Origin of the sequence: Streptomyces sp. WMMB 322, from assembly GCF_900090145.1 — a bacterium.
Lineage (GTDB): Bacteria > Actinomycetota > Actinomycetes > Streptomycetales > Streptomycetaceae > Streptomyces.
In genome coordinates, this window is sequence record NZ_FMHI01000005.1 from 362,286 (window position 1) to 384,963 (window position 22,678).

Consider the following 22,678-nt stretch of genomic DNA (forward strand, 5'->3'; position numbering starts at 1 on the left):
AGAGCAGGGGGCACCCCAGGCACAAGGTCAGAGCCTACCTACCGCGTCGTCCCCGGTCAAAACAAGCCTCCACGCGGCACTCGGGCCCCCTCGGCCCCAGCTCGGAGGCCCGCCGGGACACTGCGGCAAGGGCCGCGCTCAGTTCGACGCCGCGACGAGGATCGCCATCAGTCCGCTGAGTGCCAGGAAGATCCAACTCAGGAGCAGACCTGCCGTCGCAGAGCCCTCGCCCCGTTCTCCCGTACGGCGGACCTCGTGGCGCGCCTTGTGACCCAGGATGACGCCCGGCGCCGCTCCGATCCAGAACAGGTACGGGGCGTCGAACCCCCACATCAGCGGTGTCGTGACCAGGGAGAGGACGGGCGCCGCGATGCCGCAGACCAGTGCGGCGGCCGCCGTGCTGTTGTGCCGGCGCGGCACCGGGTACGGCACGGGGGGCTGCGGCTGGAAAGGCATCAACTGGCCCTGGGCGAAGGGTCGTTGAAAGGTCGGAGGGACGGCGCTGGGCCCGTTGGGCACATCGCTCGTCAGCTGCTGGAGCTCCTCCACCGTGCGGGCGCCCAGGGCGCGGCCGAGGCGGTAGTCGTACTCGTCCTTCGTCAGCCGGCCCTCTGCGTAAGCGGCCTTCAGTACGTCTCCCGCCCTGTCCCGGTCGGCGTTCCCCGCGAGCATCCGCACCACCCCCTTCGAGCCATCATGCCCAGAGGGCGACCGCCCCGGTAGGGACGGCCGCCCTCTGTAGCAGAGCTATGACTTCAGGTCAGGCGTTGTACGGACCGTAGTCGTAGTCCTCGAGCGGGACCGCCTGGCCGGAGCCGGTGCCGAACGGCGAGTAGTCGATGTCGTCGTAACCGACAGCCGAGTACATCGCGGCCTTGGCCTCCTCGGTGGGCTCCACCCGGATGTTGCGGTAGCGGGACAGGCCCGTACCGGCCGGGATGAGCTTACCGATGATGACGTTCTCCTTGAGGCCGATCAGGGAGTCGGACTTGGCGTTGATCGCCGCGTCCGTGAGCACCCTGGTCGTCTCCTGGAAGGACGCCGCCGACAGCCACGACTCGGTGGCCAGCGAAGCCTTGGTGATACCCATAAGCTGCGGACGGCCGGAGGCCGGGTGGCCGCCTTCCGCCACGACGCGACGGTTCTCGCCCTCGAACTTCGTGCGCTCCACCAGTTCGCCCGGCAGCAGCTCGGCGTCGCCGGACTCGATGATCGTCACACGGCGCAGCATCTGCCGGATGATGATCTCGATGTGCTTGTCGTGGATCGAGACGCCCTGCGAGTTGTAGACCTTCTGGACCTCGCCGACCAGGTGCACCTGGACCGCACGCTGGCCGAGGATGCGCAGCACGTCGTGCGGGTTGGTGGCACCGACCGTGAGGGCCTGGCCGACGGTGACGTGGTCGCCCTCGCCCACCAGCAGCCTGGCGCGCTTGCTGACCGCGTACGAGGTCTCGTCCGAGCCGTCGTCCGGAGTGACGACGACCTTCTTGGTCTTCTCCGTCTCCTCGATGCGGACCCGGCCGGCCGACTCCGAGATCGGCGCGACGCCCTTGGGCGTGCGGGCCTCGAACAGCTCGACCACACGCGGCAGACCCTGCGTGATGTCGTCGCCCGCCACACCACCGGTGTGGAAGGTGCGCATCGTCAGCTGGGTGCCGGGCTCACCGATCGACTGGGCCGCGATGATGCCGACGGCCTCGCCGATGTCGACCAGCTTGCCGGTGGCCAGCGAACGCCCGTAGCACATGGCGCAGGTGCCGACCGCCGACTCGCAGGTGAGGACGGAACGGGTCTTGACCGTCTCGACGCCGTGCCGCACGAGCTCGTCGATGAGCACGTCGCCCAGGTCGGTGCCGGCGGGGGCCAGCACCTTGCCGTCCACGACGATGTCCTCGGCGAGGCAGCGCGCGTACACGCTGGTCTCCACGTCCCCGGCCTTGCGCAGCACGTCGTCCGCGCCCTTGGCCGCGATCTCCAGCTTGAGGCCGCGGTCGGTGCCGCAGTCCTCCTCGCGGATGATCACGTCCTGCGAGACGTCGACGAGGCGACGCGTCAGGTAACCGGAGTCGGCGGTACGCAGAGCGGTGTCCGCGAGACCCTTACGGGCACCGTGCGTGGAGATGAAGTACTCCAGCACGGAGAGACCCTCACGGAACGACGCCTTGATCGGCCGCGGGATGGTCTCGTTCTTCGCGTTGGACACCAGACCGCGCATACCCGCGATCTGACGCATCTGCATCATGTTCCCTCGGGCGCCCGAGTCGACCATCATGAAGATCGGGTTCGTCTTCGGGAAGTTGTCGCTCATCGCCTCGGAGACCTCGTTGGTCGCCTTGGTCCAGATCGCGATGAGCTCCTGCGTGCGCTCGTCCTTGGTGATCAGGCCGCGCTCGTACTGCTTCTGGACCTTCTCGTCCTGCGCCTCGTAACCGGCGATGATCTCCGGCTTCGCGTCGGGGACGACGACGTCCGAGATGGCGATCGTGACGCCGGAGCGGGTCGCCCAGTAGTAACCGGCCGACTTGAGGTTGTCCAGCGCCGCCGCCACGGTGACCTTCGGGTAGCGCTCGGCCAGGTCGTTGACGATCTGGGAGAGCTCCTTCTTGCCGACCGAGTACTCGACGTACGGGTACTCCTCGGGCAGCAGCTCGTTGAAGAGCGCGCGGCCCAGCGTCGTACGCAGCCGGAAGCCGTCGCCGGGCTGCCACTCGGGCTCGCCCTGCTCGGGCAGCGGCGGCGTCCAGTCCGCCGGCGGTACGGAACCGATCGGGAAGCGGACGTCGATCTCCGCCTGGAGCGAGAGCTCCCCGGCGTCGAACGCCATGATCGCTTCGGCGGTCGAGTTGAACGACCTGCCGTCGCCGATGGTCTCGCGCTGCTCCTCGGTCGTGGTGAGGAAGAACAGCCCGAGCACCATGTCCTGCGTCGGCATGGTCACCGGCCGGCCGTCGGCCGGCTTGAGGATGTTGTTCGAGGACAGCATCAGGATGCGGGCCTCGGCCTGCGCCTCCGCGGACAGCGGCAGGTGCACGGCCATCTGGTCACCGTCGAAGTCCGCGTTGAACGCGGTGCACACGAGCGGGTGGATCTGAATGGCCTTGCCCTCGACCAGCTGCGGCTCGAAGGCCTGGATGCCGAGGCGGTGCAGCGTCGGCGCACGGTTCAGCAGAACCGGGTGCTCCGCGATGACCTCTTCCAGCACGTCGTAGACGACCGTTCGGCCGCGCTCGACCATGCGCTTCGCCGACTTGATGTTCTGCGCGTGGTTCAGGTCCACCAGGCGCTTCATCACGAACGGCTTGAACAGCTCCAGCGCCATCGCCTTCGGCAGACCGCACTGGTGCAGCTTGAGCTGCGGGCCGACGACGATCACGGAACGAGCCGAGTAGTCGACGCGCTTGCCCAGCAGGTTCTGCCGGAAGCGGCCCTGCTTGCCCTTGAGCATGTCGGACAGCGACTTCAGCGGACGGTTGCCGGGACCCGTGACGGGACGGCCGCGGCGGCCGTTGTCGAAGAGCGCGTCGACGGCCTCCTGCAGCATCCGCTTCTCGTTGTTGACGATGATCTCGGGCGCACCGAGGTCGAGAAGCCGCTTGAGGCGGTTGTTGCGGTTGATGACGCGGCGGTAGAGGTCGTTCAGGTCGGAGGTCGCGAAGCGGCCACCGTCCAGCTGCACCATCGGACGCAGGTCCGGCGGGATCACCGGCACGCAGTCCAGCACCATGCCCTTGGGGCTGTTGCTGGTCTGCAGGAAGGCGGAGACGACCTTGAGGCGCTTGAGCGCACGGGTCTTCTTCTGCCCCTTGCCGGTGCGGATGATCTCGCGGAGCCGCTCCGCCTCCTCGTCCAGGTCGAAGGTCTCCAGGCGCTTCTGCAGGGCAGCGGCACCCATGGAGCCGTCGAAGTAGGTCCCGAAGCGGTCGCGCAGCTCACGGTAGAGCAGCTCGTCACCCTCCAGGTCCTGGACCTTGAGGTTCTTGAAGCGGGACCACACCTCGTCGAGGCGGTCGATCTCGCGCTGGGCGCGGTCGCGGATCTGCTTCATCTCGCGCTCGGCGCCCTCGCGCACCTTGCGACGCACGTCCGCCTTGGCGCCCTCGGCCTCGAGTTCGGCCAGGTCGGACTCCTGCTTCTTGGCGCGGGCCTCCAGGTCGGCGTCGCGGCGCTGCTCGATCTGCTGGCGCTCGACGCCGACGTGCGCCTCCAGGGACGGCAGGTCGCGCGTGCGGCGCTCCTCGTCGACGTACGTGATCATGTACGCCGCGAAGTAGATGACCTTCTCCAGGTCCTTCGGAGCGAGGTCCAGCAGGTAACCCAGGCGCGACGGAACGCCCTTGAAGTACCAGATGTGGGTGACGGGGGCGGCAAGCTCGATGTGGCCCATCCGCTCACGGCGCACCTTGGCGCGGGTGACCTCGACACCGCAGCGCTCACAGATGATGCCCTTGAAGCGGACGCGCTTGTACTTGCCGCAGTAGCACTCCCAGTCCCGCGTCGGACCGAAGATCTTCTCGCAGAAGAGTCCGTCCTTCTCGGGCTTGAGGGTGCGGTAGTTGATGGTCTCGGGCTTCTTGACCTCACCGTGCGACCACTGACGGATGTCGTCAGCGGTGGCGAGGCCGATCCGCAGTTCGTCGAAGAAGTTGACGTCGAGCACTCTCGTCAATCCCTCTCAGGGTTGTGTCGATGAATGGTCTGAGCGGGGTTTGGAGGGTCACCTCCAGGCCCCCAGGGCCGAGGGGGAGGCCGGAACGCCTGGCGAACGCGTCCCGGCCAGACCCGTCAGACCTCTTCGACGCTGCTCGGCTCGCGCCGGGACAGGTCGATACCGAGCTCCTCCGCCGCGCGGAAGACGTCCTCGTCCGTGTCACGCATCTCGATGGACATGCCGTCCGAGGACAGCACCTCCACGTTGAGGCAGAGCGACTGCATCTCCTTGATGAGCACCTTGAACGACTCAGGGATGCCCGGCTCGGGGATGTTCTCGCCCTTGACGATGGCTTCGTAGACCTTCACGCGGCCGGTGACATCGTCGGACTTGATGGTGAGCAGCTCCTGCAGCGCGTACGCGGCGCCGTACGCCTCCAGGGCCCACACCTCCATCTCACCGAAGCGCTGGCCACCGAACTGTGCCTTACCGCCCAGCGGCTGCTGGGTGATCATGCTGTACGGGCCGGTCGAGCGGGCGTGGAGCTTGTCGTCGACCAGGTGGTGCAGCTTGAGGATGTACATGTAGCCGACGGAGATCGGGTCCGGGAACGGCTCCCCGGAGCGGCCGTCGAACAGGTGGGCCTTGCCCGAAGGCAGCACCATCCGGTCGCCGTCCCTGTTGGGGACCGTGGCCTGGAAGAGACCGGCGATCTCGTCCTCGCGCGCACCGTCGAAGACCGGGGTGGCCACGTTGGTGCCGGAGGCGACTTCGTCGGCTCCGATCTGCTTGAGGCGCCGCGCCCACTCCTCGTCGATTTCGGCCACGTTCCACCCCTGGCTGGCGAGCCAGCCCAGGTGGATCTCCAGCACCTGCCCCGGGTTCATGCGGGACGGGACGCCCAGCGGGTTGAGGATCACGTCGACCGGCGTGCCGTCCTCGAGGAACGGCATGTCCTCGACGGGGAGGATCTTGGAGATGACGCCCTTGTTGCCGTGACGGCCGGCGAGCTTGTCACCGTCGGTGATCTTCCGCTTCTGCGCCACGTACACGCGCACCAGCTGGTTCACACCGGGAGGCAGTTCGTCGCCCTCCTCGCGGTCGAAGACGCGCACGCCGATGACCTTGCCGGTCTCGCCGTGCGGCACCTTCAGCGAGGTGTCACGGACCTCGCGGGCCTTCTCACCGAAGATCGCGCGGAGCAGCCGCTCCTCCGGGGTCAGCTCCGTCTCACCCTTCGGGGTGACCTTGCCGACCAGGATGTCTCCGGCCTCGACCTCGGCACCGATGCGGATGATGCCGCGCTCGTCGAGGTCTGCGAGGACCTCCTCGGAGACGTTCGGGATGTCCCGGGTGATCTCCTCGGGGCCGAGCTTGGTGTCACGGGCGTCGACCTCGTGCTCCTCGATGTGGATCGAGGAGAGGACGTCGTCCTGCACCAGGCGCTGGCTGAGGATGATCGCGTCCTCGTAGTTGTAGCCCTCCCAGGGCATGAAGGCGACCAGCAGGTTCTTGCCGAGCGCCATCTCACCTTCGTCGGTGGACGGGCCGTCGGCCAGGACCTGGCCCTCGATCACTCGGGAGCCCTCGTCCACGAGCACCTTCTGGTTGAAGGAGGTGCCCTGGTTGGAGCGGGTGAACTTCGCGACGCGGTACGTGATGTAGGTGCCGTCGTCGTTGGCCACCGTGACGTAGTCGGCGGAGACCTCCTGGACGACGCCGTCCTTCTCGGCCTTGATGACGTCGCCGGCGTCGACCGCGCAGCGGTACTCCATACCGGTGCCGACCAGCGGAGACTCGGCCTTGATGAGCGGCACGGCCTGCCGCATCATGTTCGACCCCATCAGCGCGCGGTTGGCGTCGTCGTGCTCGAGGAAGGGGATCATGGCCGTGGCGACCGACACCATCTGGCGCGGCGAGACGTCCATGTAGTCCACGTCGTCACCCGGGATCAGGTCGACCTCACCGCCACGGCGGCGGATGAGCACCCGGTCCTCGGCGAAGCGCATCTGCTCGGTGAGCGGCGCGTTCGCCTGGGCGATGACGAAGCGGTCCTCCTCGTCGGCCGTCAGGTAGTGCACCTCGTCGGTGACGACACCGTCGACCACCTTGCGGTACGGCGTCTCGACGAAGCCGAACGCGTTCACACGTCCGTAAGAGGCGAGCGAACCGATCAGACCGATGTTCGGGCCTTCGGGCGTCTCGATCGGGCACATGCGGCCGTAGTGCGAGGGGTGCACGTCACGGACCTCGAAGCCGGCACGCTCACGGCTCAGACCGCCGGGACCCAGCGCCGAGAGACGGCGCTTGTGGGTGAGACCCGAGATCGGGTTCGTCTGGTCCATGAACTGAGACAGCTGGCTGGTGCCGAAGAACTCCTTGATGGAGGCGACGACCGGCCGGATGTTGATCAGCGTCTGCGGCGTGATCGCCTCGACGTCCTGCGTCGTCATCCGCTCACGGACGACCCGCTCCATGCGCGCCAGACCCGTACGGACCTGGTTCTGGATCAGCTCGCCGACGTTGCGCAGGCGGCGGTTGCCGAAGTGGTCGATGTCGTCGGTCTCGATGACGATCTCGTCGCCCTCGGCCGAGGTCGACTCGGTCTCCCCCGCGTGCAGCTTGACCAGGTACTTGATCGTGGCGATGACGTCGGCCGTGGTGAGCACGCCCGAGTCCAGCGGCTCGTCGCCGCCGAGCTTCTTGTTGATCTTGTACCGGCCGACCTTGGCCAGGTCGTACCGCTTCGGGTTGAAGTACAGATTCTCCAGCAGCGTCTGCGCGGCCTCACGCGTCGGCGGCTCGCCCGGACGCAGCTTGCGGTAGATGTCGAGCAGCGCGTCGTCCTGCCCCTGGGTGTGGTCCTTCTCCAGGGTGGCGCGCATCGACTCGTACTGGCCGAACTCCTCGAGGATCTGCTCGTTCGTCCAGCCGAGCGCCTTGAGGAGCACCGTCACCGACTGCTTGCGCTTGCGGTCGATGCGCACGCCGACCATGTCGCGCTTGTCGACCTCCATCTCCAGCCAGGCACCCCGGGACGGGATGATCTTGGCGGAGTAGATGTCCTTGTCGGAGGTCTTGTCGATGGAGCTGTCGAAGTAGACACCGGGCGAGCGGACGAGCTGCGAGACCACGACACGCTCGGTGCCGTTGATCACAAAAGTGCCCTTGTCCGTCATGAGCGGGAAGTCGCCCATGAAGACGGTCTGGGACTTGATCTCGCCGGTCTCGTTGTTGGTGAATTCAGCGGTGACGAAGAGCGGAGCCGCGTACGTGAAGTCGCGCTCCTTGCACTCGTCGATCGAGTTCTTGGGGGGCTCGAAGCGGTGGTCGCGGAAGGTCAGCGACATCGATCCGGAGAAGTCCTCGATGGGGGAGATCTCCTCGAAGATCTCTTCCAGACCGGACTTCGTCGGGACGTCGTTTCCGCTCTCCAGCGCCGCCTCGACCCGGGACTTCCAGGCCTCGTTGCCGAGCAGCCAGTCGAAGCTCTCGGTCTGGAGGGCAAGGAGGTTGGGAACCTCGAGAGGTTCCTTGATCTTCGCGAAAGAGATACGCAGCGGGGCGGTGCTGGCGCCGTTGTTCGAATTGGCAGTCGAGGCAGTGCGCGAGGCGGCCAAGAGGGGGTCCTTCCGAGGGCTCGGACTCTCTGCGCGCATACCGGTGCCCCTGGCGACGGGCAGGGAGCAGCTAACAGGCAGCGCAAAGGGTCAGTGTAGCCTCAAGGCCCACTGATGTCCAGAGCAGATTTCCGGGACCGGGTACGGTCCCGGTCTCCGCCTCCAGCCGGTGGCAATCTCTCCTCCGGGAGGACCCTGTCCTTCGTTCCCTCCGGGAGGGCCCCCTAGTTGTTCATCTCCGCCGCGGCCCGTCCGGACGGCCTCGGTACGTCAGGACGGAACGGGCTTGCCGCAACACTTCCCGCTTCGTTCTCGATCCATGCCTCGGAACCCGGATCGATGCGAACGGCGCGTCCAGAGAATTACGTGCTGAGTGGCGTTCGTCAAGGGCCCCTCGGCGGCGGAGATCACGATACCGGCCGGTTCCGAGGGGGGACGGAACCGCTTCAGAGACGCCGAAGGGCGACCACCCGGCTGGGTGATCGCCCCTGGCTGAGGGGTCATGAGACCCCGGTGATCACTTGACCTCGACGGAGGCGCCGGCGCCCTCGAGGGACTCCTTCGCCTTCTCCGCGGCGTCCTTCGCGACCTTCTCGAGGACGGGCTTCGGGGTGCTGTCCACGAGCTCCTTGGCCTCCTTCAGACCCAGCGAGGTCAGCTCGCGCACGACCTTGATGACCTGGATCTTCTTGTCGCCGGCGCCGGTGAGGACGACGTCGAACTCGTCCTGCTCCTCGGCCTCCTCGGCGGCGCCGCCGCCCTGACCCGGGGCGGCAACGGCGACGGCGGCCGGGGCGGCGGCCTCGACGTCGAACTTCTCCTCGAACGCCTTCACGAACTCGGAGAGCTCGATGAGGGTCATGTCACTGAACTGCTCGAGCAGCTCGTCCTGGCTGAGCTTCGCCATGGTGGCGGTCCTTCCACTAGTCCGGCTGGTGCCGTGTGTATGTATCGACGGGTTCGTCAGACTCCGAGCCCGCTGCGACCGGGCGCGCGTGCCTGCCCGGCCTCGGCGGGAGCCGAATTACTCGGCACCGCCCTGCTCGACCTTGCTGCGCAGCGCGTCCGCGGTACGGGCGAACTTCGTCAGCGGGGCCTGGAAGGTCGCCGCGGCCTTCGCCATCGACGCCTTCATGCCGCCGGCCAGCTTGGCGAGCAGCACCTCGCGGGATTCGAGCGCCGCGAGCTTGTTCAGGTCGGCGGCGCTGTAGAGCGCGCCGTCGACGATGCCGCCCTTGACCACGAGGGCAGGGTTGTCCTTGGCGAAGTCACGAAGACCCTTCGCCGCCGCGACCGGGTCACCGGTGACGAAGGCGACGGCCGACGAGCCCGTGAAGAACTCGTCGAGCTCGTTGATCCCGGCCTCGTTGGCCGCGATCTTGGTCAGCGTGTTCTTCACCACGCGGTACTGGGCGTCCTCACCGAGCGAACGGCGCAGCTCCCTGAGCTGGGCAACCGAAAGCCCCGTGTACGCGGTGACCACTGCGGCGTTGGAGTCACGGAACTTGTTCGTGATCTCCTCAACGGCGGCGATCTTGTCGGGCGCGACTTGTTCCCTCGCCATGAGCCTCGGCCTCCTTCCGGGTGATGAGACCGCTCGGAAGGGGCTGGAACGACGAAACGCCCCTGCGCAGGCGCATGGGGCGTGGCTCGACCGGGACGACATACATCTCCCCGGGAGCTTTCCTCATCACCTACGCGGGTCGCCCGCAGCTAGCGGATCCTTCGGCCGACGTGCCTCTTGGGTGAGCACGACGACGACCAGCGGTCTTTGGCTTCGTACGAGATTACGCGACGGCCCCCTCCTGCACCAAATCCGGTGCCGGAGGGGGCCGTCCGAAGACCCGCCGGTCTGCGCTCAGCTTCGGCCGGGCAGCGCGTCCTCGAAGGCGACCGTGTCGGACGCGGGCGGTGCCTCCACGGAGACATCGGTGCCGTAGTCCGAGTAGTAGACCGTGGAGTCCAGGTCGCCGTTCTTGCCCTTTGCCCGCTCCTGCTTCTTCACGAGCAGGTGGTCGCCGTCGATCCAGACGTCGACCTTCTCGGTCTTGAAGCCCTGCTGCTCGAGCTGGTCGGCGAGCTGGTCCAGTTCCTTCTCAGTGAGCTTCTTGGACTGCATACGGGCCAGTTCGGCGACCTCGACGGTGCCGCTGTAGTGCTCGGTCTTCTTGCCCTTGACGGTCTCGGAGCCCACCTTCTTCACCTTGCCGCTGGCCAGGAGCAGATCGACCGAGCGGGCAGGGTTGTTGTTCTGCATCTGGTCCTTGACCAGCGCGCCCGACGGACCCCCCTGCTTCGCGAGCCTGTCGTAGTCGTACTTCATCCAGTGCTTGCCCTTGCCGGCCGTGGAGGCGAACTGGTCACCGAGGTTCACGTACATGGCGTCCTCGGTGTAGCGGGCGGGCATCGCCTTGCCGCTCGTCGGAAGGGCACTCGCGCCGGCGCCCTGCTGCGTGACGGTCATCTCGGCGGTCGTGCCGCCGCCGGACCAGTCGAGCGAGCCCTCGGTCTTCGTGGAGATCTCGCCCTGCGGAGTGCCCTGCGTCTGGTCGCCCTCCACCTTCGCGGACTGCTTCGCCTCGGTGCTCTTCGACGCCTGCTCCAGCTCGCCGATGGCCATCTGGGCCGGCGAGAGGCCCTCTTCGTCCTTGGCGCCGCCGCCGGCGTCCGTACCACCGGAGCCGCCGCTGCAGGCAGTGAGACCGGCCGCCATCACAACTCCTGCCGCCATCATGGCGATTCGGGCATGACGCATCTGATTCCCCCAGTTTTTCCACTTGTTGAGCAGTACGCACAGGACCTTATCCCGGGCGGGTGCGCCCCGCGCAACGCAGCACCGGGCCCCGCCCTCCGGGGAGGACGGGGCCCGGTGTCCAGTGCGGCCCGCGCGGGTCCGAGCGTGGCGCTCAGACGGCGGCGGGGTCCTCCTCGGTGAGGAGGTTGCGGGTGCGGTTGGGGTCGACAGGGATGCCGGGGCCCATCGTGGTGGCGATGGACGTCTTCTTCACGTACCGGCCCTTGGCCGCCGACGGCTTCAGCCGCTGGACCTCCTCGATCGCCGCGGCGTAGTTCTCGACGAGCTGCGTGTCGTCGAAGGACGCCTTGCCGATGATGAAGTGGAGGTTGGCGTGCTTGTCGACGCGGAACTCGATCTTGCCGCCCTTGATGTCGTTGACGGCCTTGGTCACGTCGGGCGTGACGGTGCCGGTCTTCGGGTTCGGCATCAGACCACGCGGACCGAGCACGCGGCCGAGGCGGCCGACCTTGCCCATCAGGTCCGGGGTGGCGACGACGGCGTCGAAGTCCAGACGACCGCCTGCGACCTCCTCGATCAGCTCGTCACCGCCGACGATGTCGGCTCCCGCGGCCTCCGCGGCTGCTGCACGGTCACCGGTCGCGAAGACCAGGACCCGGGCGGTCTTGCCGGTGCCGTGCGGCAGGTTCACGGTGCCGCGCACCATCTGGTCGGCCTTGCGCGGGTCGACGCCCAGACGCAGGGCGACCTCGACGGTCGCGTCGAACTTCTTGGTGCTGGTCTCCTTGGCGAGACGCACCGCCTCGAGCGGGGCGTACAGACGCTCCCGGTCGATCTTGGCATCCGCCTCGCGGAAGTACTTGCTGCGCTTCACTTCTGCTCCTGACAGTGGCGTCGTGCGGCTGTGACCGCACGGCGGTTTCGGAGTCGTGGTACGGGCCTGCGCGGGCCCTTCCACGGGAGGGACGGGCCGGTCAGCTCTCGACGGTGACGCCCATGGAACGGGCGGTGCCGGCGATGATCTTCTCGGCCTGGTCCAGGTCGTTGGCGTTCAGGTCGGGCATCTTCGTCGTGGCGATCTCCCGGACCTGATCACGCGTGATCTTCGCGACCTTGGTCGTGTGCGGAGTGCCGGAGCCCTTCTCCACGCCCGCTGCCTTCAGGATCATCTTCGACGCCGGCGGCGTCTTGGTGATGAAGGTGAAGGAGCGGTCCTCGTAGACCGTGATCTCCACGGGGATGACCCAGCCGCGCTGCGACTCGGTCGCCGCGTTGTAGGCCTTGCAGAACTCCATGATGTTGACGCCGTGCTGGCCCAGTGCCGGGCCGACCGGCGGTGCCGGGTTGGCGGCGCCGGCCTGGATCTGGAGCTTGATCAGCCCCGCGACCTTCTTCTTCTTGGGAGGCATGCTCTCTCCGGGTCTTTAGTGAGAGGTGATTCGCCTCCACCCTCGAGCGGATGAAGGCATACCGCACCACGATAGCGGGTGCGGCGGTGCGGCCTGAAACCGGCTGCTCAGAGGGCCGCGGCGGGCGGCCGGGCACAGGGCCGGTGCCGGCCGCAGCCCTCGGCAGTCTCCCGGCCTGTCGCAACAGCCCGAGGCGAACCTCTGGTCCTCGACGCGCCTCACCGCGCCCCAGTGCGCCTCAGTGCGGGTCCGGGGTGCGGCCTGGTCGTCTTGAGCGGCGCAGACCTCGGTCACGCCGGTCGTCACTCACTCTCAAGCGGACGGGTCCACGCAACTTCACGGTCGAGTTGCCCTGTTCCTGTGAACAGGCGCACCTGATGAGTGCCGGCCAGGGCGGCGGCGAGTTCGCGGCGGTCTGCGGGGATGAAGCCGAGCTTTTGCCAGAACAGCCCTGAGCGCCGGCTGAACAGCCAGGCGCGCCCGGCGCCTTCGGCGGCTGCCGCGTTCAGAGCGAAGAGCGCGAGGGCGGTCCCGTAGTTGGATCGTCGCGCATCGGGATGCACAGCAACGCTGCGGATGAGCGCATGACGTCCGTCGGTGCTGAGCTCGTACCCGGTGCTGCCGGTGATCGAGCCGTCCTGGTTTCGATCGATCCACAGGCGGACGGCAGGTGAGTCGAGGCCGCTCAGCGTGAGATCAACGTCGCTGAGGAACTGCGTCAGACCAGCCATGTGCTCACGCGCCACCCTTGTCAGCGTCGCTGGGAGGTTGGAGCTCGAAGCTGTGCAGTCATGCGCCGTGATCACTGCGGCATTCTCTCAGCGGCTCTGAGCTGCCGTGCACTGGGCATCCTTCTGTGATCACCGCGACTGGCCCATGGCTCCTGGCTCCTGGCCGACCTGGCCAACCTGGCACGAGCGTGGCGCGGGCGAGGTGCAACGCGAGAGCCCCCGCCCAACGGAAAGCCGCTGGCCAGGGGCTCTTTCGGAGCGCTGAAGGCCTAGTTCTTCTGGATCTGGTCGAAGCTCAGCTCGACCGGCGTCTCGCGGCCGAAGATCTCGACGAGGCCCTTGACCTTCTTGGAGTCGGGGTTGATCTCGTTGATCGTCGCCTGGAGCGTGGCGAACGGGCCGTCGGTGACGGTGACCGAGTCGCCGACCTCGAAGTCCAGCACCTGGACTTCGACCTTGCGGCCCGGGCCGCCCGCGGGCTTGCCCTCCTCCTCGGCGACCGCGGCCTTGGCGGCCTTCTCCTCGGCCTCCGGCGCGAGCATCTTGACGATCTCGTCGAGGGTCAGCGGGTAGGGGTCGTAGGCGTTGCCGACGAAGCCCGTGACGCCAGGAGTGTTACGGACGACGCCCCAGGACTCGTTGGTGAGGTCCATGCGCACCAGGACGTAGCCGGGGAGCTTGTTCTGCCGGACCGTGCGGCGGTCGCCGTTCTTGATCTGGACGACCTCTTCCTGCGGCACCTCGGCCTGGAAGATGTAGTCCTCGACGTTGAGCGATACTGCGCGCTGCTCGAGGTTCGTCTTCACGCGGTTCTCGTAGCCCGCGTAGGTGTGGATCACGTACCACTCGCCGGGGAGGAGCCGAAGCTCGTCGCGGAGTGCGGCGACGGGGTCCTCGGTCTCCGGTTCGACCTCGTCGGCCTCCTGCGCGGCGGCGTCCTCGGCGGTCTCAGCGACCTGGTCCGACTCGACGTGGAGCGCGGCTTCCTCCGCCGGTTCACCGGCGGCGGCCTCGGCCTCGGCCGCCTGGTCCGCGTCGTCCGCTGCCTCGACGATGTCGCGTGCGGTGTCGTCGCCCTCGCCGGGCTCGACGGCATCGTTCAGGTTGGGATCAGACACGGTGACTGCTTCTTCCTGGCTTCATGGGTTCGAACATACGCACAGCGCCGCGCTGCGGTGCCTTCGCGGGCTCAGCCGAAAACGTACTTGACGGCCTGGGTGAACCCGTAGTCAATCACGGTCACGAAAGCGATCATGATGACAACGAAGACAATCACCACGGAGGTGTACGTCGACAGCTGATGCCGGGTGGGCCAGACGACCTTGCGGAGCTCCGCGACGATCTGCCGGTAGAACAGGGCGAGTCGGCCGAAGGGGCCCTTCTTGCCTCGCTTGCCCCCGCGACGGGGCTTGCCGCCCTCCGACGATCCGCCGGGCTCTGGGACCTGGGTGGTATCCGTGATCTCCGTCACTCGTCCTCACCTGATCCGGGTCGATGCCGTGCGGCATCCGGCCCGGCCGCACAGCGGTGCATTTCAGTACGTACGCAAGCACTCACACGCCGCTCGGCGGTGTGTGGAGCAGGGCCGGAGGGACTCGAACCCCCAACCGCTGGTTTTGGAGACCAGTGCTCTTCCAATTGAGCTACGACCCTTTGTGATTCCCCAACTTACCCCATCGGAACGACTGCTCGTTGATTGCACCGGGCGATGGGCCGGGGACCGACGACGTGTGAGTGTACGTGGTCCCCGCCCGGGCGTCGAACACGTAAGGCGCCCAGGCACGCACTCCCCGGTGCCGGGGGCCGGTGCCGTCTGGGACCATGCCTCCATGAGCGCTGCAACGCCACCTGCACAGTCACCCACCGAACGACGTGTATCGGCCCGTGTCGGGTCGATCTCCGAGTCCGCGACGCTCGCCGTCGACGCCAAGGCGAAGGCCCTCAAGGCCGCCGGGCGTCCGGTGATCGGCTTCGGCGCGGGCGAGCCGGACTTCCCGACGCCCGACTACATCGTGGACGCGGCGGCAGAAGCTTGCCGCGACACGAGGAATCACCGGTACACACCGGCCGGTGGCCTCCCCGAACTGAAGACCGCAATCGCCGAGAAGACCCTGCGCGATTCCGGTTACGAGATCGACCCCGCGCAGGTGCTGGTCACCAACGGCGGCAAGCAGGCGATCTACGAGTCCTTCGCCGCTGTCCTCGACCCGGGCGACGAGGTCATCGTCCCGGCGCCGTACTGGACCACCTACCCCGAGTCGATCAGGCTGGCGGGCGGCGTGCCCGTGCCCGTCGTCGCCGACGAGACGACCAACTACCTCGTCAGCATCGAGCAGTTGGAGGCAGCGCGCACAGAACGGACGAAGATGGTCGTCTTCGTCTCCCCCTCCAACCCCACCGGCGCCGTCTACCCGCACGCACAGGTCGAGGCCGTCGGCAAGTGGGCCGTGGAGCACGGGCTCTGGGTCATGACGGACGAGATCTACGAGCATCTCGTCTACGGGGACGCCTCCTTCACCTCTCTCCCCGCGGTCGTTCCCGAGCTGCGCGACAAGTGCGTCGTCGTCAACGGGGTCGCCAAGACCTACGCGATGACGGGCTGGCGCGTCGGCTGGATCATCGGCCCGAAGGACGTCGTGAAGGCCGCGACGAACCTGCAGTCGCACGCCACTTCCAACGTCAGCAACGTCTCGCAGGTGGCCGCCGCCGCCGCGGTCTCCGGCAGCCTCGACGCGGTCGCGGAGATGCGCACGGCCTTCGACCGCCGGCGCCGCACGATCGTGCGGATGCTGAACGAGATCGAAGGCGTCGTCTGCCCCGAGCCGGAGGGCGCCTTCTACGCCTACCCCTCCGTGAAGGGCCTGCTCGGCAAGGAGATCCGCGGCAGGCGCCCGGCGACGAGCGTCGAGCTGGCGGAACTGATCCTCGAGGAGGCGGAGGTCGCGGTCGTGCCGGGCGAGGCGTTCGGCACCCCCGGCTACCTGCGGCTGTCCTACGCGCTCGGCGACGAGGACCTCGCCGAGGGCGTCTCGCGCATGCAGAAGCTGCTGGGCGAGGCGCGCGACTGAGAGCAGCCCCGCCGAGGGCCTCGCACAGGCCCTCGGCGCAGACGTGAGGACGGTCCCGCGGTGCACGCCACCGCGGGACCGTCCTCACGTTCGGCCGGGCGCCCGTTCAGGGGCGGGCGGCTACCGGCGGACGGGAGGTTTGCGGCAGGATCTGTGGATGGCTGTCCGAGACCTGAACACCCTGCCCAAGGCCCACCTGCATCTGCACTTCACGGGCTCCATGCGTCCGTCCACGCTGCTGGAACTCGCCGACAAGTACGGTGTGCACCTGCCGTCGGCGCTGAGCGGCGGTGAGCCCCCGAAGCTGAGGGCGACGGACGAGCGGGGCTGGTTCCGCTTCCAGCGGCTCTACGACATCGCGCGCTCCTGCCTGCGCGAGCCCGAGGACATCCGGCGGCTGGTGCGGGAGGCCGCGGAGGAGGATGTGCGGGACGGGTCGCACTGGCTGGAGATCCAGGTGGACCCGACCTCGTACGCGCCACGGCTGGGCGGCCTGATCCCGGCGCTGGAGATCATCCTGGACGCCGTGGAGAGCGCGTCCCGCGAGACCGGTCTCGGGATGCGGGTGGTGGTCGCGGCGAACCGGATGAAACACCCCCTCGACGCCCGGACGCTCGCACGGCTGGCCGTCCGCTTCCGGGACCGGGGCATCGTCGGCTTCGGACTCTCCAACGACGAACGCAGAGGTTTCGCCCGCGACTTCGACCGGGCGTTCGCGATCGCGCGCAACGGCGGACTCCTGGCCGCACCGCACGGCGGCGAACTGACGGGACCGGGCAGCGTGCGCGACTGCCTGGACGACCTGCACGCCTCCCGCGTGGGCCACGGCGTGCGGGCGGCGGAGGACCCGGCGCTGCTGGCACGGCTCGCGGAGCGGAACGTCACGTGCGAGGTCTGTCCGGCTTCGAACGTGGCACTGGGCGTGTACGACAAGCCGGAGGACGTGCCGCTGCGCACGCTCTGGGATGCGGGGGTGCCCATGGCCCTCGGTGCCGACGATCCGCTGCTGTTCGGCTCCCGGCTCGCCGCGCAGTACGGCATCGCGCGGGAGGCGCACGGCTTCACGGACCACGAACTGGCGGAACTGGCACGGCAGTCGGTGCGCGCGGCGGCGATGCCCGCGGGGGCGCGCGAGACCGCGCTGACCGGCATCGACAAGTGGCTCGCCTAGGGGCTGTCCGGCGGACGGACGACCCCTGCCGCGAATTCCGCCGGCGGCTGGGCCCCCTCCGCTCGCGGACACGCCCTCGGCGGAATCGCGCGCTGGTTGCACGCGCCCGGCATGTTCGGCTGTCGCTAGAGCGAGCAGCCGACGGTCACGGGCTCGTTGACGAGGGTGACGCCGAAGGCCTGCCGTACCCCGTCCCGCACCTCACGGGCCAGCGCCAGCAGGTCGGCCGTCGAGGCGTCTCCGCGGTTGGTGAGTGCGAGGGTGTGCTTGGTGGAGATGCGGGCCCGGCCGGTGCCGTAGCCCTTCGTGAAGCCGGCGCGGTCGATGAGCCAGGCCGCCGAGGTTTTCGTACGGCCGTCCTCCGCGGGGAACGCCGGTGCCGCGACGTCGCGGCCGAGGCGCTCGGCGACGCGGGCGGTGAAGGCGGCGAACTCCTCTTCGTCCAGTACGGGGTTGGTGAAGAAGGACCCCGCCGACCAGGTGTCGTGGTCCTCCGGGTCGAGCACCATTCCCTTGCCCGCGCGCAGCTTGAGGACGGTCTCACGCGCGGTCTGCGCAGGCACCCGGTCGCCGGGCTCCACGCCGAGGACGCGCGCCGTCTCCGCGTACTTCAGCGGCGCCGACAGGCCACCGGCGTCCTCCAGTTCGAAGCGGACACGGAGGACGACGTAGCGGGACGGGTCGGCCTTGAAACGGCTGTGGCGGTAGGAGAAGCCGCACTCGGAATTCGGGATGGTGACCGTCTCGTCCGCGCGACGGTCGTAGGCGACGACCTCGGTGATGGTCGCGGAGACCTCCTGCCCGTACGCGCCCACGTTCTGGATGGGCGTCGCGCCCGCGGAACCGGGGATGCCGGCGAGGCACTCGATGCCCGCGAGGCCCGCCTCGACGGTCTCTGCGACGGCGTCCGACCAGTTCTCCCCCGCGGCCAACTCCAGACGGGTGCCGGAGAGTCCGAATCCGGCGGTGGCGATGCGCAGGGCGGTGCCCGGGAAGCCCTCGTCCGAGATGACGAGGTTGCTGCCGCCGCCGATGATCAGCAGAGGTGTGCCCGCGACATCGGCCTCACGGACGGCGGCCACGACCTCTTCGTCGGTCGTGGCGGTACGGAGACGGGTGGCGGGCCCGCCGAGCCGGAAGGTGGTCAGCGGGGCGAGGGGCGCGTCATGGAGTTCCTGCACGCGCTCAAGCGTACGAGAGGGGGCGGGCCGGGCGCCCCTCGGCAGCGCCCGGCTCCGGAGCCTCCGACGCGCGGTGCCGGTCAGGCGAGCCGCACGACGGCCCGGGACATGCCCAGGACCTTCTGGCCCGCGCTCATCACCGTCAGGTCCACGCGCACGGTGCGTGCCTCGTCGTCGAGCTTCGCGGCGACCTTTCCGCTCACCTCGATCGAGGCGCCCTTGTCGTGGGGCACCACGACGGGCCGGGTGAAGCGCACTCCGTACTCGACGACGGCGGCGGGGTCGCCCGTCCAGTCGGTGACGACCCGGATCGCCTCGGCCATGGTGAACATGCCGTGGGCGATGACGTCGGGAAGTCCGACCTCCTTGGCGAAACGCTCGTTCCAGTGAATGGGGTTGAAGTCGCCGGAGGCCCCCGCGTAGCGCACCAGGCGCTCACGGTCCACGGGGAAGGTGGACGCGAGCAGTTCCGTCCCCACCTCGACGTCTGCGTATGCGACCTTTGCTGCCATCACGCTCCCCCTGTCCCCTGCGCCGGCGGCTCCTCCTCGGGGCCGCGGGCGACGAGCTTGGTGTGGGCGGTCACCACGTGCTCGCCCGACTCGTCGTGCACCTCGCCGCACACGTCGAGGATGTCGTTGCCCGCCATCGACTTGATCGACTCGATGGTCGAGGACACCGTGAGCCGGTCGCCCGCCCGCACCGGACGGGTGTAGGCGAACTTCTGGTCGCCGTGCACCACTCGGCTGTAGTCGAGGCCCAGCTGCGGGTCCTCGGTGACCTGGCGGGCGGCACGGAAGGTGATGGCGAAGACGAACGTGGGCGGCGCGATCACGTCGGGGTGCCCGAGGGCTTCGGCCGCCGCGGGGTCCGTGTAGGCCGGGTTGGCGTCGCCGACGGCCTCGGCGAACTCGCGGATCTTCTCGCGTCCCACCTCGTACGGGGTGGTGGGCGGATAGCTCCGCCCGACGAAGGACTGGTCTAGCGCCATGGGCGCGTCACCTCCTGAACGGTGATGAGGCAGCGGCCGCCGGCCCGTGAGCGTCGGCAGCGGCCGGGAGCCGCGTCGGGCAACGACACGAGGCCGCCCCCGATGCGGGGACGGCCTCGTGACAGGGCCTGGTTCAGCGCGTCTCGCGGTGCGCCGTGTGGGCGTTGCAGCGCGGGCAGTGCTTCTTCATCTCAAGACGGTCCGGGTTGTTGCGCCGGTTCTTCTTGGTGATGTAGTTCCGCTCCTTGCACTCCACGCAGGCCAGCGTGATCTTCGGGCGGACGTCGGTGGCAGCCACGTGAGTGCTCCTTGACGGACAGATGGGGCAGACAAGCAGGAAGAGTAGCCGATCGAAGGACCGAACCCACAATCGGCTACATTCGGTGAAGTAGCGGTGACCGGACTTGAACCGGTGACACAGCGATTATGAGCCGCTTGCTCTACCGACTGAGCTACACCGCCACGATGCGCGGACTCCCGTCTCCCGAGGGGAGATCTCACACATCAGAGCCCCAAAACGGAATCGAACCGTTGACCTTCTCCTTACCATGGAGACGCTCTGCCGACTGAGCTATTGGGGCGAGCGGTGAAGACATTACACGTCTGACAGCCAAACGTGAAATCCGTATCGGACCCGTCAAGCCCCCTTCCGGGACCCGCTTGGAAGGCCTCGTCCGGCGTCGCCGAGGGCCTCAACACGGCCTCGCACCACGTCAGTACGACTATTCGCCTCTTCCTCGCCGGTGCCCCGCAGGCGGCCTACTCTCGACTCACGCTGCGTGATCATGATCATCCGCCGATGTGGGGAGTGCGATGGCCGACAGCCAGTCAGAGAGGCCGGGCGACGGCGAAGGCCCGCGCGACGGATCCGACGCGGACCAGGGCGACGGCGGTACCGAGAAGGGCCGGGCGAAGGGCGGCCCGGCCGGTGACGTCCCCGTGTCCCGGAAAGACGCGGCACCCCCCGACGACGCGGCATCCCGGGACGACGCCCGTCCCGGCGGCTCCCCCGGGAGCGACGGCCCCGATGCCGAAGCATCTCCGCCGCGTGACTCGGCCGACAGCTCCCCCCGCGAGTCCGCCACTCCCCGCGACCTCACCGGTGACGCCGCCTCTCCGCGTCCCCTGATGCTGTGCGGCGCCCGTCTCGCCGACGGCCGCACCGTCGACGTCCGCCTGGGCGGCGGCCGCATCGAAGCGGTCGGGACGGCCGGCAGCCTCGCGCAGGGTCCGCAGTCCGGGGGCGCCGCACGCGTGGACCTCGCGGGGTACCTGCTGCTCCCGGCGCCCGCGGAGGCACACGCCCACTACGACACCGCTCTCACAGCCGTCTCACCCGCCTCCGCCGGCCCGCCCCGCAGCGCCCCCGAGGACGTACAACGGCGCACGACGGAGGCCGCCCTCCAGCAGCTCGGGCTGGGCGCAACGGCTACGCGGACACATGTGCACATCGGCGACGTCGCGGGCCTGCGCTCGCTGGAGGCGGTGCTTCAGGCGCGCCGGGCGCTGCGCGGACTCGTGGAGCTGAGCACCGTGGCGGTGCCCCGGCTGCTGACCGGTGTCGCGGGCGCGGACGGCCTGTCGATGCTGCGGGACGCGGTGAAGATGGGGGCCTCCGTCATCGGCGGCTGCCCCGACCTCGACCCCGATCCGGCGGGTTACGTGGACGCCGTGCTGGAGGTCGCGGCCGAGCACGGCTGCCCCGTCGACCTCCACACGGACGGCGCCGATCCGGCGCGGCTTTCCCGGCTTGCCGCCGCGGCGGGCGGGCTGCGCCCGGGGGTCGCGATCGGGCCGTGTGCGGGGCTCGCCCGGATGCCGCACAAGCCGGCGGTCCGGACGGCCGAGCGGCTGGCCGCCGCGGGGGTCACCGTCGTCTGCCTGCCGCAGGGCAACTGCGGTGTGCTGGAGCGTCCTTCGCAGACGGCGCCTTCGCGCGTGGCGCCCGTACGGCTGCTCAGGGCGGCGGGCGTGACCGTCGCGGCGGGAAGCGGAGCGCTGCGGGACGCGGCCAACACGGTCGGCAGGGGCGATCCGCTGGAGGCCGCCTACCTGCTGGCGTCGCACGGCGAGGCCGGACCGGAGGACGCCTACGACGCGGTCTGCTCACGGGCACGCACGACGATGGGCCTCCCCGAGGTCCGGGTGGAGGCGGGCTTCCCCGCGGAGCTGCTGGCCGTGCGCGGTACGGAACTGGCGGGGGCGCTTTCGCTCGCGTACAGCCGGGTGGTCGTGCACCGGGGGCGTGTTGTCGCACGCACCAGCGCGGCGCGCGAGTTCTGCGACTTCACCGGGACGTCGGAATTCGATCTGCCGAGGCAGTCCCAAGGCTGAGCGCCCGCCAACTGACGGTGTCTCACCATCCGTCCCGCGGCGGGGGTGACGTACCGTCGACGGCATGCGCACAGTCATCGCTGGTGGACATGGTCAAATCGCAATGCGACTGGGGCGTCTGCTCGCCTGGCGCGGGGACGAGGCCGCAGGCATCATCCGCAGCCCGGAACAGGCCGACGAACTGCGGGAAGCAGGTGTGGAGCCGATCGTCTGCGACCTGGAGTCGGCCTCCGTGGAGGACGTCGCCGGCCACCTGAGGGGCGCCGACGCCGCGGTCTTCGCCGCCGGAGCCGGCCCGGGCAGCGGCGCGGCACGCAAGGAGACGGTGGACCGGGCCGCGGCCGTGCTGTTCGCCGACGCGGCGGAGCAGGCGGGCGTGCGGCGCTACATCATCATCTCGTCCATGAACGCGGACGCGTCCCTCACCGAGCCCCCTCCCGGCATGGATCCGGTGTTCGCCACGTATCTGCGGGCCAAGGGAGCCGCGGACGACGACGTACGGGCGCGCGGCGCGCTCGACTGGACGGTCCTGCGGCCCGGGCGCCTCACCGACGGCCCCGGTACGGGCAAGGTGCGGCTCGGCGAGCACACGGGACGCGCCGAAGTGCCGCGTGACGATGTCGCGTCGGTGCTCGGGGCGCTGCTGCACGCGCCCGGCACGGCAGGCCTCACTCTCGAACTGGTCAGCGGTGACACGCCCGTCGAGGAGGCCGTGGCGCAGGTCGCGCTGCGCTGACGCGCGCCAGGGGGCCGGGTCGCGGTCACCG

Annotated in this window: 19 protein-coding genes and 3 tRNA genes; 4 read left to right on the plus strand and 18 right to left on the minus strand. The window is 68.9% G+C overall.

The window, feature by feature from the left end:
- Positions 1-138: 138 nt before the first annotated feature.
- From H180DRAFT_RS11535 to H180DRAFT_RS11590, 12 genes are all read right to left on the minus strand, one after another.
- Entirely contained in the window at positions 139-672 is a 534-nt protein-coding gene (locus H180DRAFT_RS11535; protein WP_055485985.1) for a DUF1707 and DUF4190 domain-containing protein, read from the minus strand.
- An 88-nt stretch (positions 673-760) separates the two neighbouring features.
- On the minus strand, positions 761-4,660 hold the full coding sequence (locus H180DRAFT_RS11540) for a DNA-directed RNA polymerase subunit beta' (protein ID WP_055485914.1): 3,900 nt from the start codon (positions 4,658-4,660) through the stop codon (positions 761-763).
- Positions 4,661-4,785: 125 nt separating this feature from the next.
- Positions 4,786-8,271 carry a DNA-directed RNA polymerase subunit beta gene (gene rpoB, locus H180DRAFT_RS11545; protein ID WP_055485915.1) on the minus strand — a complete coding sequence of 1,162 codons (3,486 nt, stop codon included), beginning with the start codon at positions 8,269-8,271 and terminating at the stop codon, positions 4,786-4,788.
- 517 nt (positions 8,272-8,788) lie between these two features.
- Positions 8,789-9,178 carry a 50S ribosomal protein L7/L12 gene (rplL, locus tag H180DRAFT_RS11550; RefSeq protein WP_055485916.1) on the minus strand — a complete coding sequence of 130 codons (390 nt, stop codon included), beginning with the start codon at positions 9,176-9,178 and terminating at the stop codon, positions 8,789-8,791.
- Between the two features lie 117 nt (positions 9,179-9,295).
- Positions 9,296-9,835: a 50S ribosomal protein L10 gene (gene rplJ, locus H180DRAFT_RS11555; protein WP_055485917.1), complete on the minus strand. Its 540-nt coding sequence runs from the start codon at positions 9,833-9,835 to the stop codon at positions 9,296-9,298.
- Between the two features lie 294 nt (positions 9,836-10,129).
- Complete coding sequence (locus tag H180DRAFT_RS11560; RefSeq protein WP_055485918.1) at positions 10,130-11,026, minus strand: SCO4651 family lipoprotein; 897 nt, start codon at positions 11,024-11,026, stop codon at positions 10,130-10,132.
- A 151-nt stretch (positions 11,027-11,177) separates the two neighbouring features.
- On the minus strand, positions 11,178-11,900 hold the full coding sequence (gene rplA / locus H180DRAFT_RS11565) for a 50S ribosomal protein L1 (protein WP_055485919.1): 723 nt from the start codon (positions 11,898-11,900) through the stop codon (positions 11,178-11,180).
- A 100-nt stretch (positions 11,901-12,000) separates the two neighbouring features.
- A complete protein-coding gene (gene rplK / locus H180DRAFT_RS11570) occupies positions 12,001-12,435 on the minus strand; it encodes a 50S ribosomal protein L11 (protein WP_055485920.1) in 435 nt (144 codons plus the stop codon).
- A gap of 302 nt (positions 12,436-12,737) precedes the next feature.
- Positions 12,738-13,166, minus strand: coding sequence for a GNAT family N-acetyltransferase (locus H180DRAFT_RS11575; protein ID WP_055485921.1), 429 nt, complete (start codon positions 13,164-13,166; stop codon positions 12,738-12,740).
- 269 nt (positions 13,167-13,435) lie between these two features.
- Positions 13,436-14,284: a transcription termination/antitermination protein NusG gene (gene nusG, locus H180DRAFT_RS11580; RefSeq protein ID WP_055485922.1), complete on the minus strand. Its 849-nt coding sequence runs from the start codon at positions 14,282-14,284 to the stop codon at positions 13,436-13,438.
- Positions 14,285-14,355: 71 nt separating this feature from the next.
- Positions 14,356-14,628, minus strand: coding sequence for a preprotein translocase subunit SecE (secE, locus tag H180DRAFT_RS11585; RefSeq protein ID WP_254665987.1), 273 nt, complete (start codon positions 14,626-14,628; stop codon positions 14,356-14,358).
- 118 nt (positions 14,629-14,746) lie between these two features.
- A tRNA-Trp gene (locus H180DRAFT_RS11590) sits at positions 14,747-14,819 on the minus strand.
- A 176-nt stretch (positions 14,820-14,995) separates the two neighbouring features.
- Here H180DRAFT_RS11590 and H180DRAFT_RS11595 point away from each other — a divergent pair.
- Together H180DRAFT_RS11595 and H180DRAFT_RS11600 are read left to right on the plus strand one after the other, a co-directional pair.
- Positions 14,996-16,234 carry a pyridoxal phosphate-dependent aminotransferase gene (locus H180DRAFT_RS11595; RefSeq protein WP_055485986.1) on the plus strand — a complete coding sequence of 413 codons (1,239 nt, stop codon included), beginning with the start codon at positions 14,996-14,998 and terminating at the stop codon, positions 16,232-16,234.
- Between the two features lie 157 nt (positions 16,235-16,391).
- Positions 16,392-17,405 (plus strand): adenosine deaminase, encoded by a 1,014-nt coding sequence (locus H180DRAFT_RS11600; RefSeq protein WP_055485924.1) that lies wholly within the window; start codon positions 16,392-16,394, stop codon positions 17,403-17,405.
- A 125-nt stretch (positions 17,406-17,530) separates the two neighbouring features.
- On the opposite strand, the gene H180DRAFT_RS11605 is transcribed toward H180DRAFT_RS11600, so the two are convergent.
- From H180DRAFT_RS11605 to H180DRAFT_RS11630, 6 genes are all read right to left on the minus strand, one after another.
- Positions 17,531-18,586 (minus strand): UDP-N-acetylmuramate dehydrogenase, encoded by a 1,056-nt coding sequence (locus tag H180DRAFT_RS11605; protein ID WP_055485925.1) that lies wholly within the window; start codon positions 18,584-18,586, stop codon positions 17,531-17,533.
- Positions 18,587-18,666: 80 nt separating this feature from the next.
- Positions 18,667-19,098 carry a MaoC family dehydratase gene (locus H180DRAFT_RS11610; protein WP_055485926.1) on the minus strand — a complete coding sequence of 144 codons (432 nt, stop codon included), beginning with the start codon at positions 19,096-19,098 and terminating at the stop codon, positions 18,667-18,669.
- Positions 19,098-19,577 (minus strand): MaoC family dehydratase N-terminal domain-containing protein, encoded by a 480-nt coding sequence (locus H180DRAFT_RS11615; RefSeq protein WP_055485927.1) that lies wholly within the window; start codon positions 19,575-19,577, stop codon positions 19,098-19,100. Before H180DRAFT_RS11615 ends, H180DRAFT_RS11610 begins: the two co-directional genes overlap by 1 nt.
- Positions 19,578-19,710: 133 nt before the next feature.
- Positions 19,711-19,875 carry a 50S ribosomal protein L33 gene (gene rpmG, locus H180DRAFT_RS11620; RefSeq protein WP_003948671.1) on the minus strand — a complete coding sequence of 55 codons (165 nt, stop codon included), beginning with the start codon at positions 19,873-19,875 and terminating at the stop codon, positions 19,711-19,713.
- Between the two features lie 91 nt (positions 19,876-19,966).
- Positions 19,967-20,039, minus strand: a tRNA-Met gene (locus H180DRAFT_RS11625).
- 46 nt (positions 20,040-20,085) lie between these two features.
- Positions 20,086-20,158: transfer RNA gene (locus H180DRAFT_RS11630), tRNA-Thr, on the minus strand.
- A gap of 232 nt (positions 20,159-20,390) precedes the next feature.
- Here H180DRAFT_RS11630 and H180DRAFT_RS11635 point away from each other — a divergent pair.
- Positions 20,391-21,911, plus strand: a complete 1,521-nt coding sequence (locus tag H180DRAFT_RS11635; RefSeq protein WP_254665978.1) for an amidohydrolase family protein — start codon at positions 20,391-20,393, stop codon at positions 21,909-21,911.
- Between the two features lie 64 nt (positions 21,912-21,975).
- Positions 21,976-22,647 (plus strand): NAD(P)H-binding protein, encoded by a 672-nt coding sequence (locus tag H180DRAFT_RS11640; protein WP_055485928.1) that lies wholly within the window; start codon positions 21,976-21,978, stop codon positions 22,645-22,647.
- Positions 22,648-22,678: the final 31 nt, after the last annotated feature.

What these genes read in the sequence shown, in the direction of transcription:
- H180DRAFT_RS11535 (WP_055485985.1), bottom strand. Translation starts at nt 672, where the DNA reads ATGCTCGCGGGGAACGCCGACCGGGACAGGGCGGGAGACGTACTGAAG.
- rplL (WP_055485916.1), bottom strand. Translation starts at nt 9,178, where the DNA reads ATGGCGAAGCTCAGCCAGGACGAGCTGCTCGAGCAGTTCAGTGACATG.
- rplJ (WP_055485917.1), bottom strand. Translation starts at nt 9,835, where the DNA reads ATGGCGAGGGAACAAGTCGCGCCCGACAAGATCGCCGCCGTTGAGGAG.
- H180DRAFT_RS11560 (WP_055485918.1), bottom strand. Translation starts at nt 11,026, where the DNA reads ATGCGTCATGCCCGAATCGCCATGATGGCGGCAGGAGTTGTGATGGCG.
- rplK (WP_055485920.1), bottom strand. Translation starts at nt 12,435, where the DNA reads ATGCCTCCCAAGAAGAAGAAGGTCGCGGGGCTGATCAAGCTCCAGATC.
- H180DRAFT_RS11575 (WP_055485921.1), bottom strand. Translation starts at nt 13,166, where the DNA reads ATGGCTGGTCTGACGCAGTTCCTCAGCGACGTTGATCTCACGCTGAGC.
- H180DRAFT_RS11595 (WP_055485986.1), top strand. Translation starts at nt 14,996, where the DNA reads ATGAGCGCTGCAACGCCACCTGCACAGTCACCCACCGAACGACGTGTA.
- H180DRAFT_RS11600 (WP_055485924.1), top strand. Translation starts at nt 16,392, where the DNA reads ATGGCTGTCCGAGACCTGAACACCCTGCCCAAGGCCCACCTGCATCTG.
- H180DRAFT_RS11610 (WP_055485926.1), bottom strand. Translation starts at nt 19,098, where the DNA reads ATGGCAGCAAAGGTCGCATACGCAGACGTCGAGGTGGGGACGGAACTG.
- H180DRAFT_RS11615 (WP_055485927.1), bottom strand. Translation starts at nt 19,577, where the DNA reads ATGGCGCTAGACCAGTCCTTCGTCGGGCGGAGCTATCCGCCCACCACC.
- H180DRAFT_RS11635 (WP_254665978.1), top strand. Translation starts at nt 20,391, where the DNA reads ATGGCCGACAGCCAGTCAGAGAGGCCGGGCGACGGCGAAGGCCCGCGC.
- H180DRAFT_RS11640 (WP_055485928.1), top strand. Translation starts at nt 21,976, where the DNA reads ATGCGCACAGTCATCGCTGGTGGACATGGTCAAATCGCAATGCGACTG.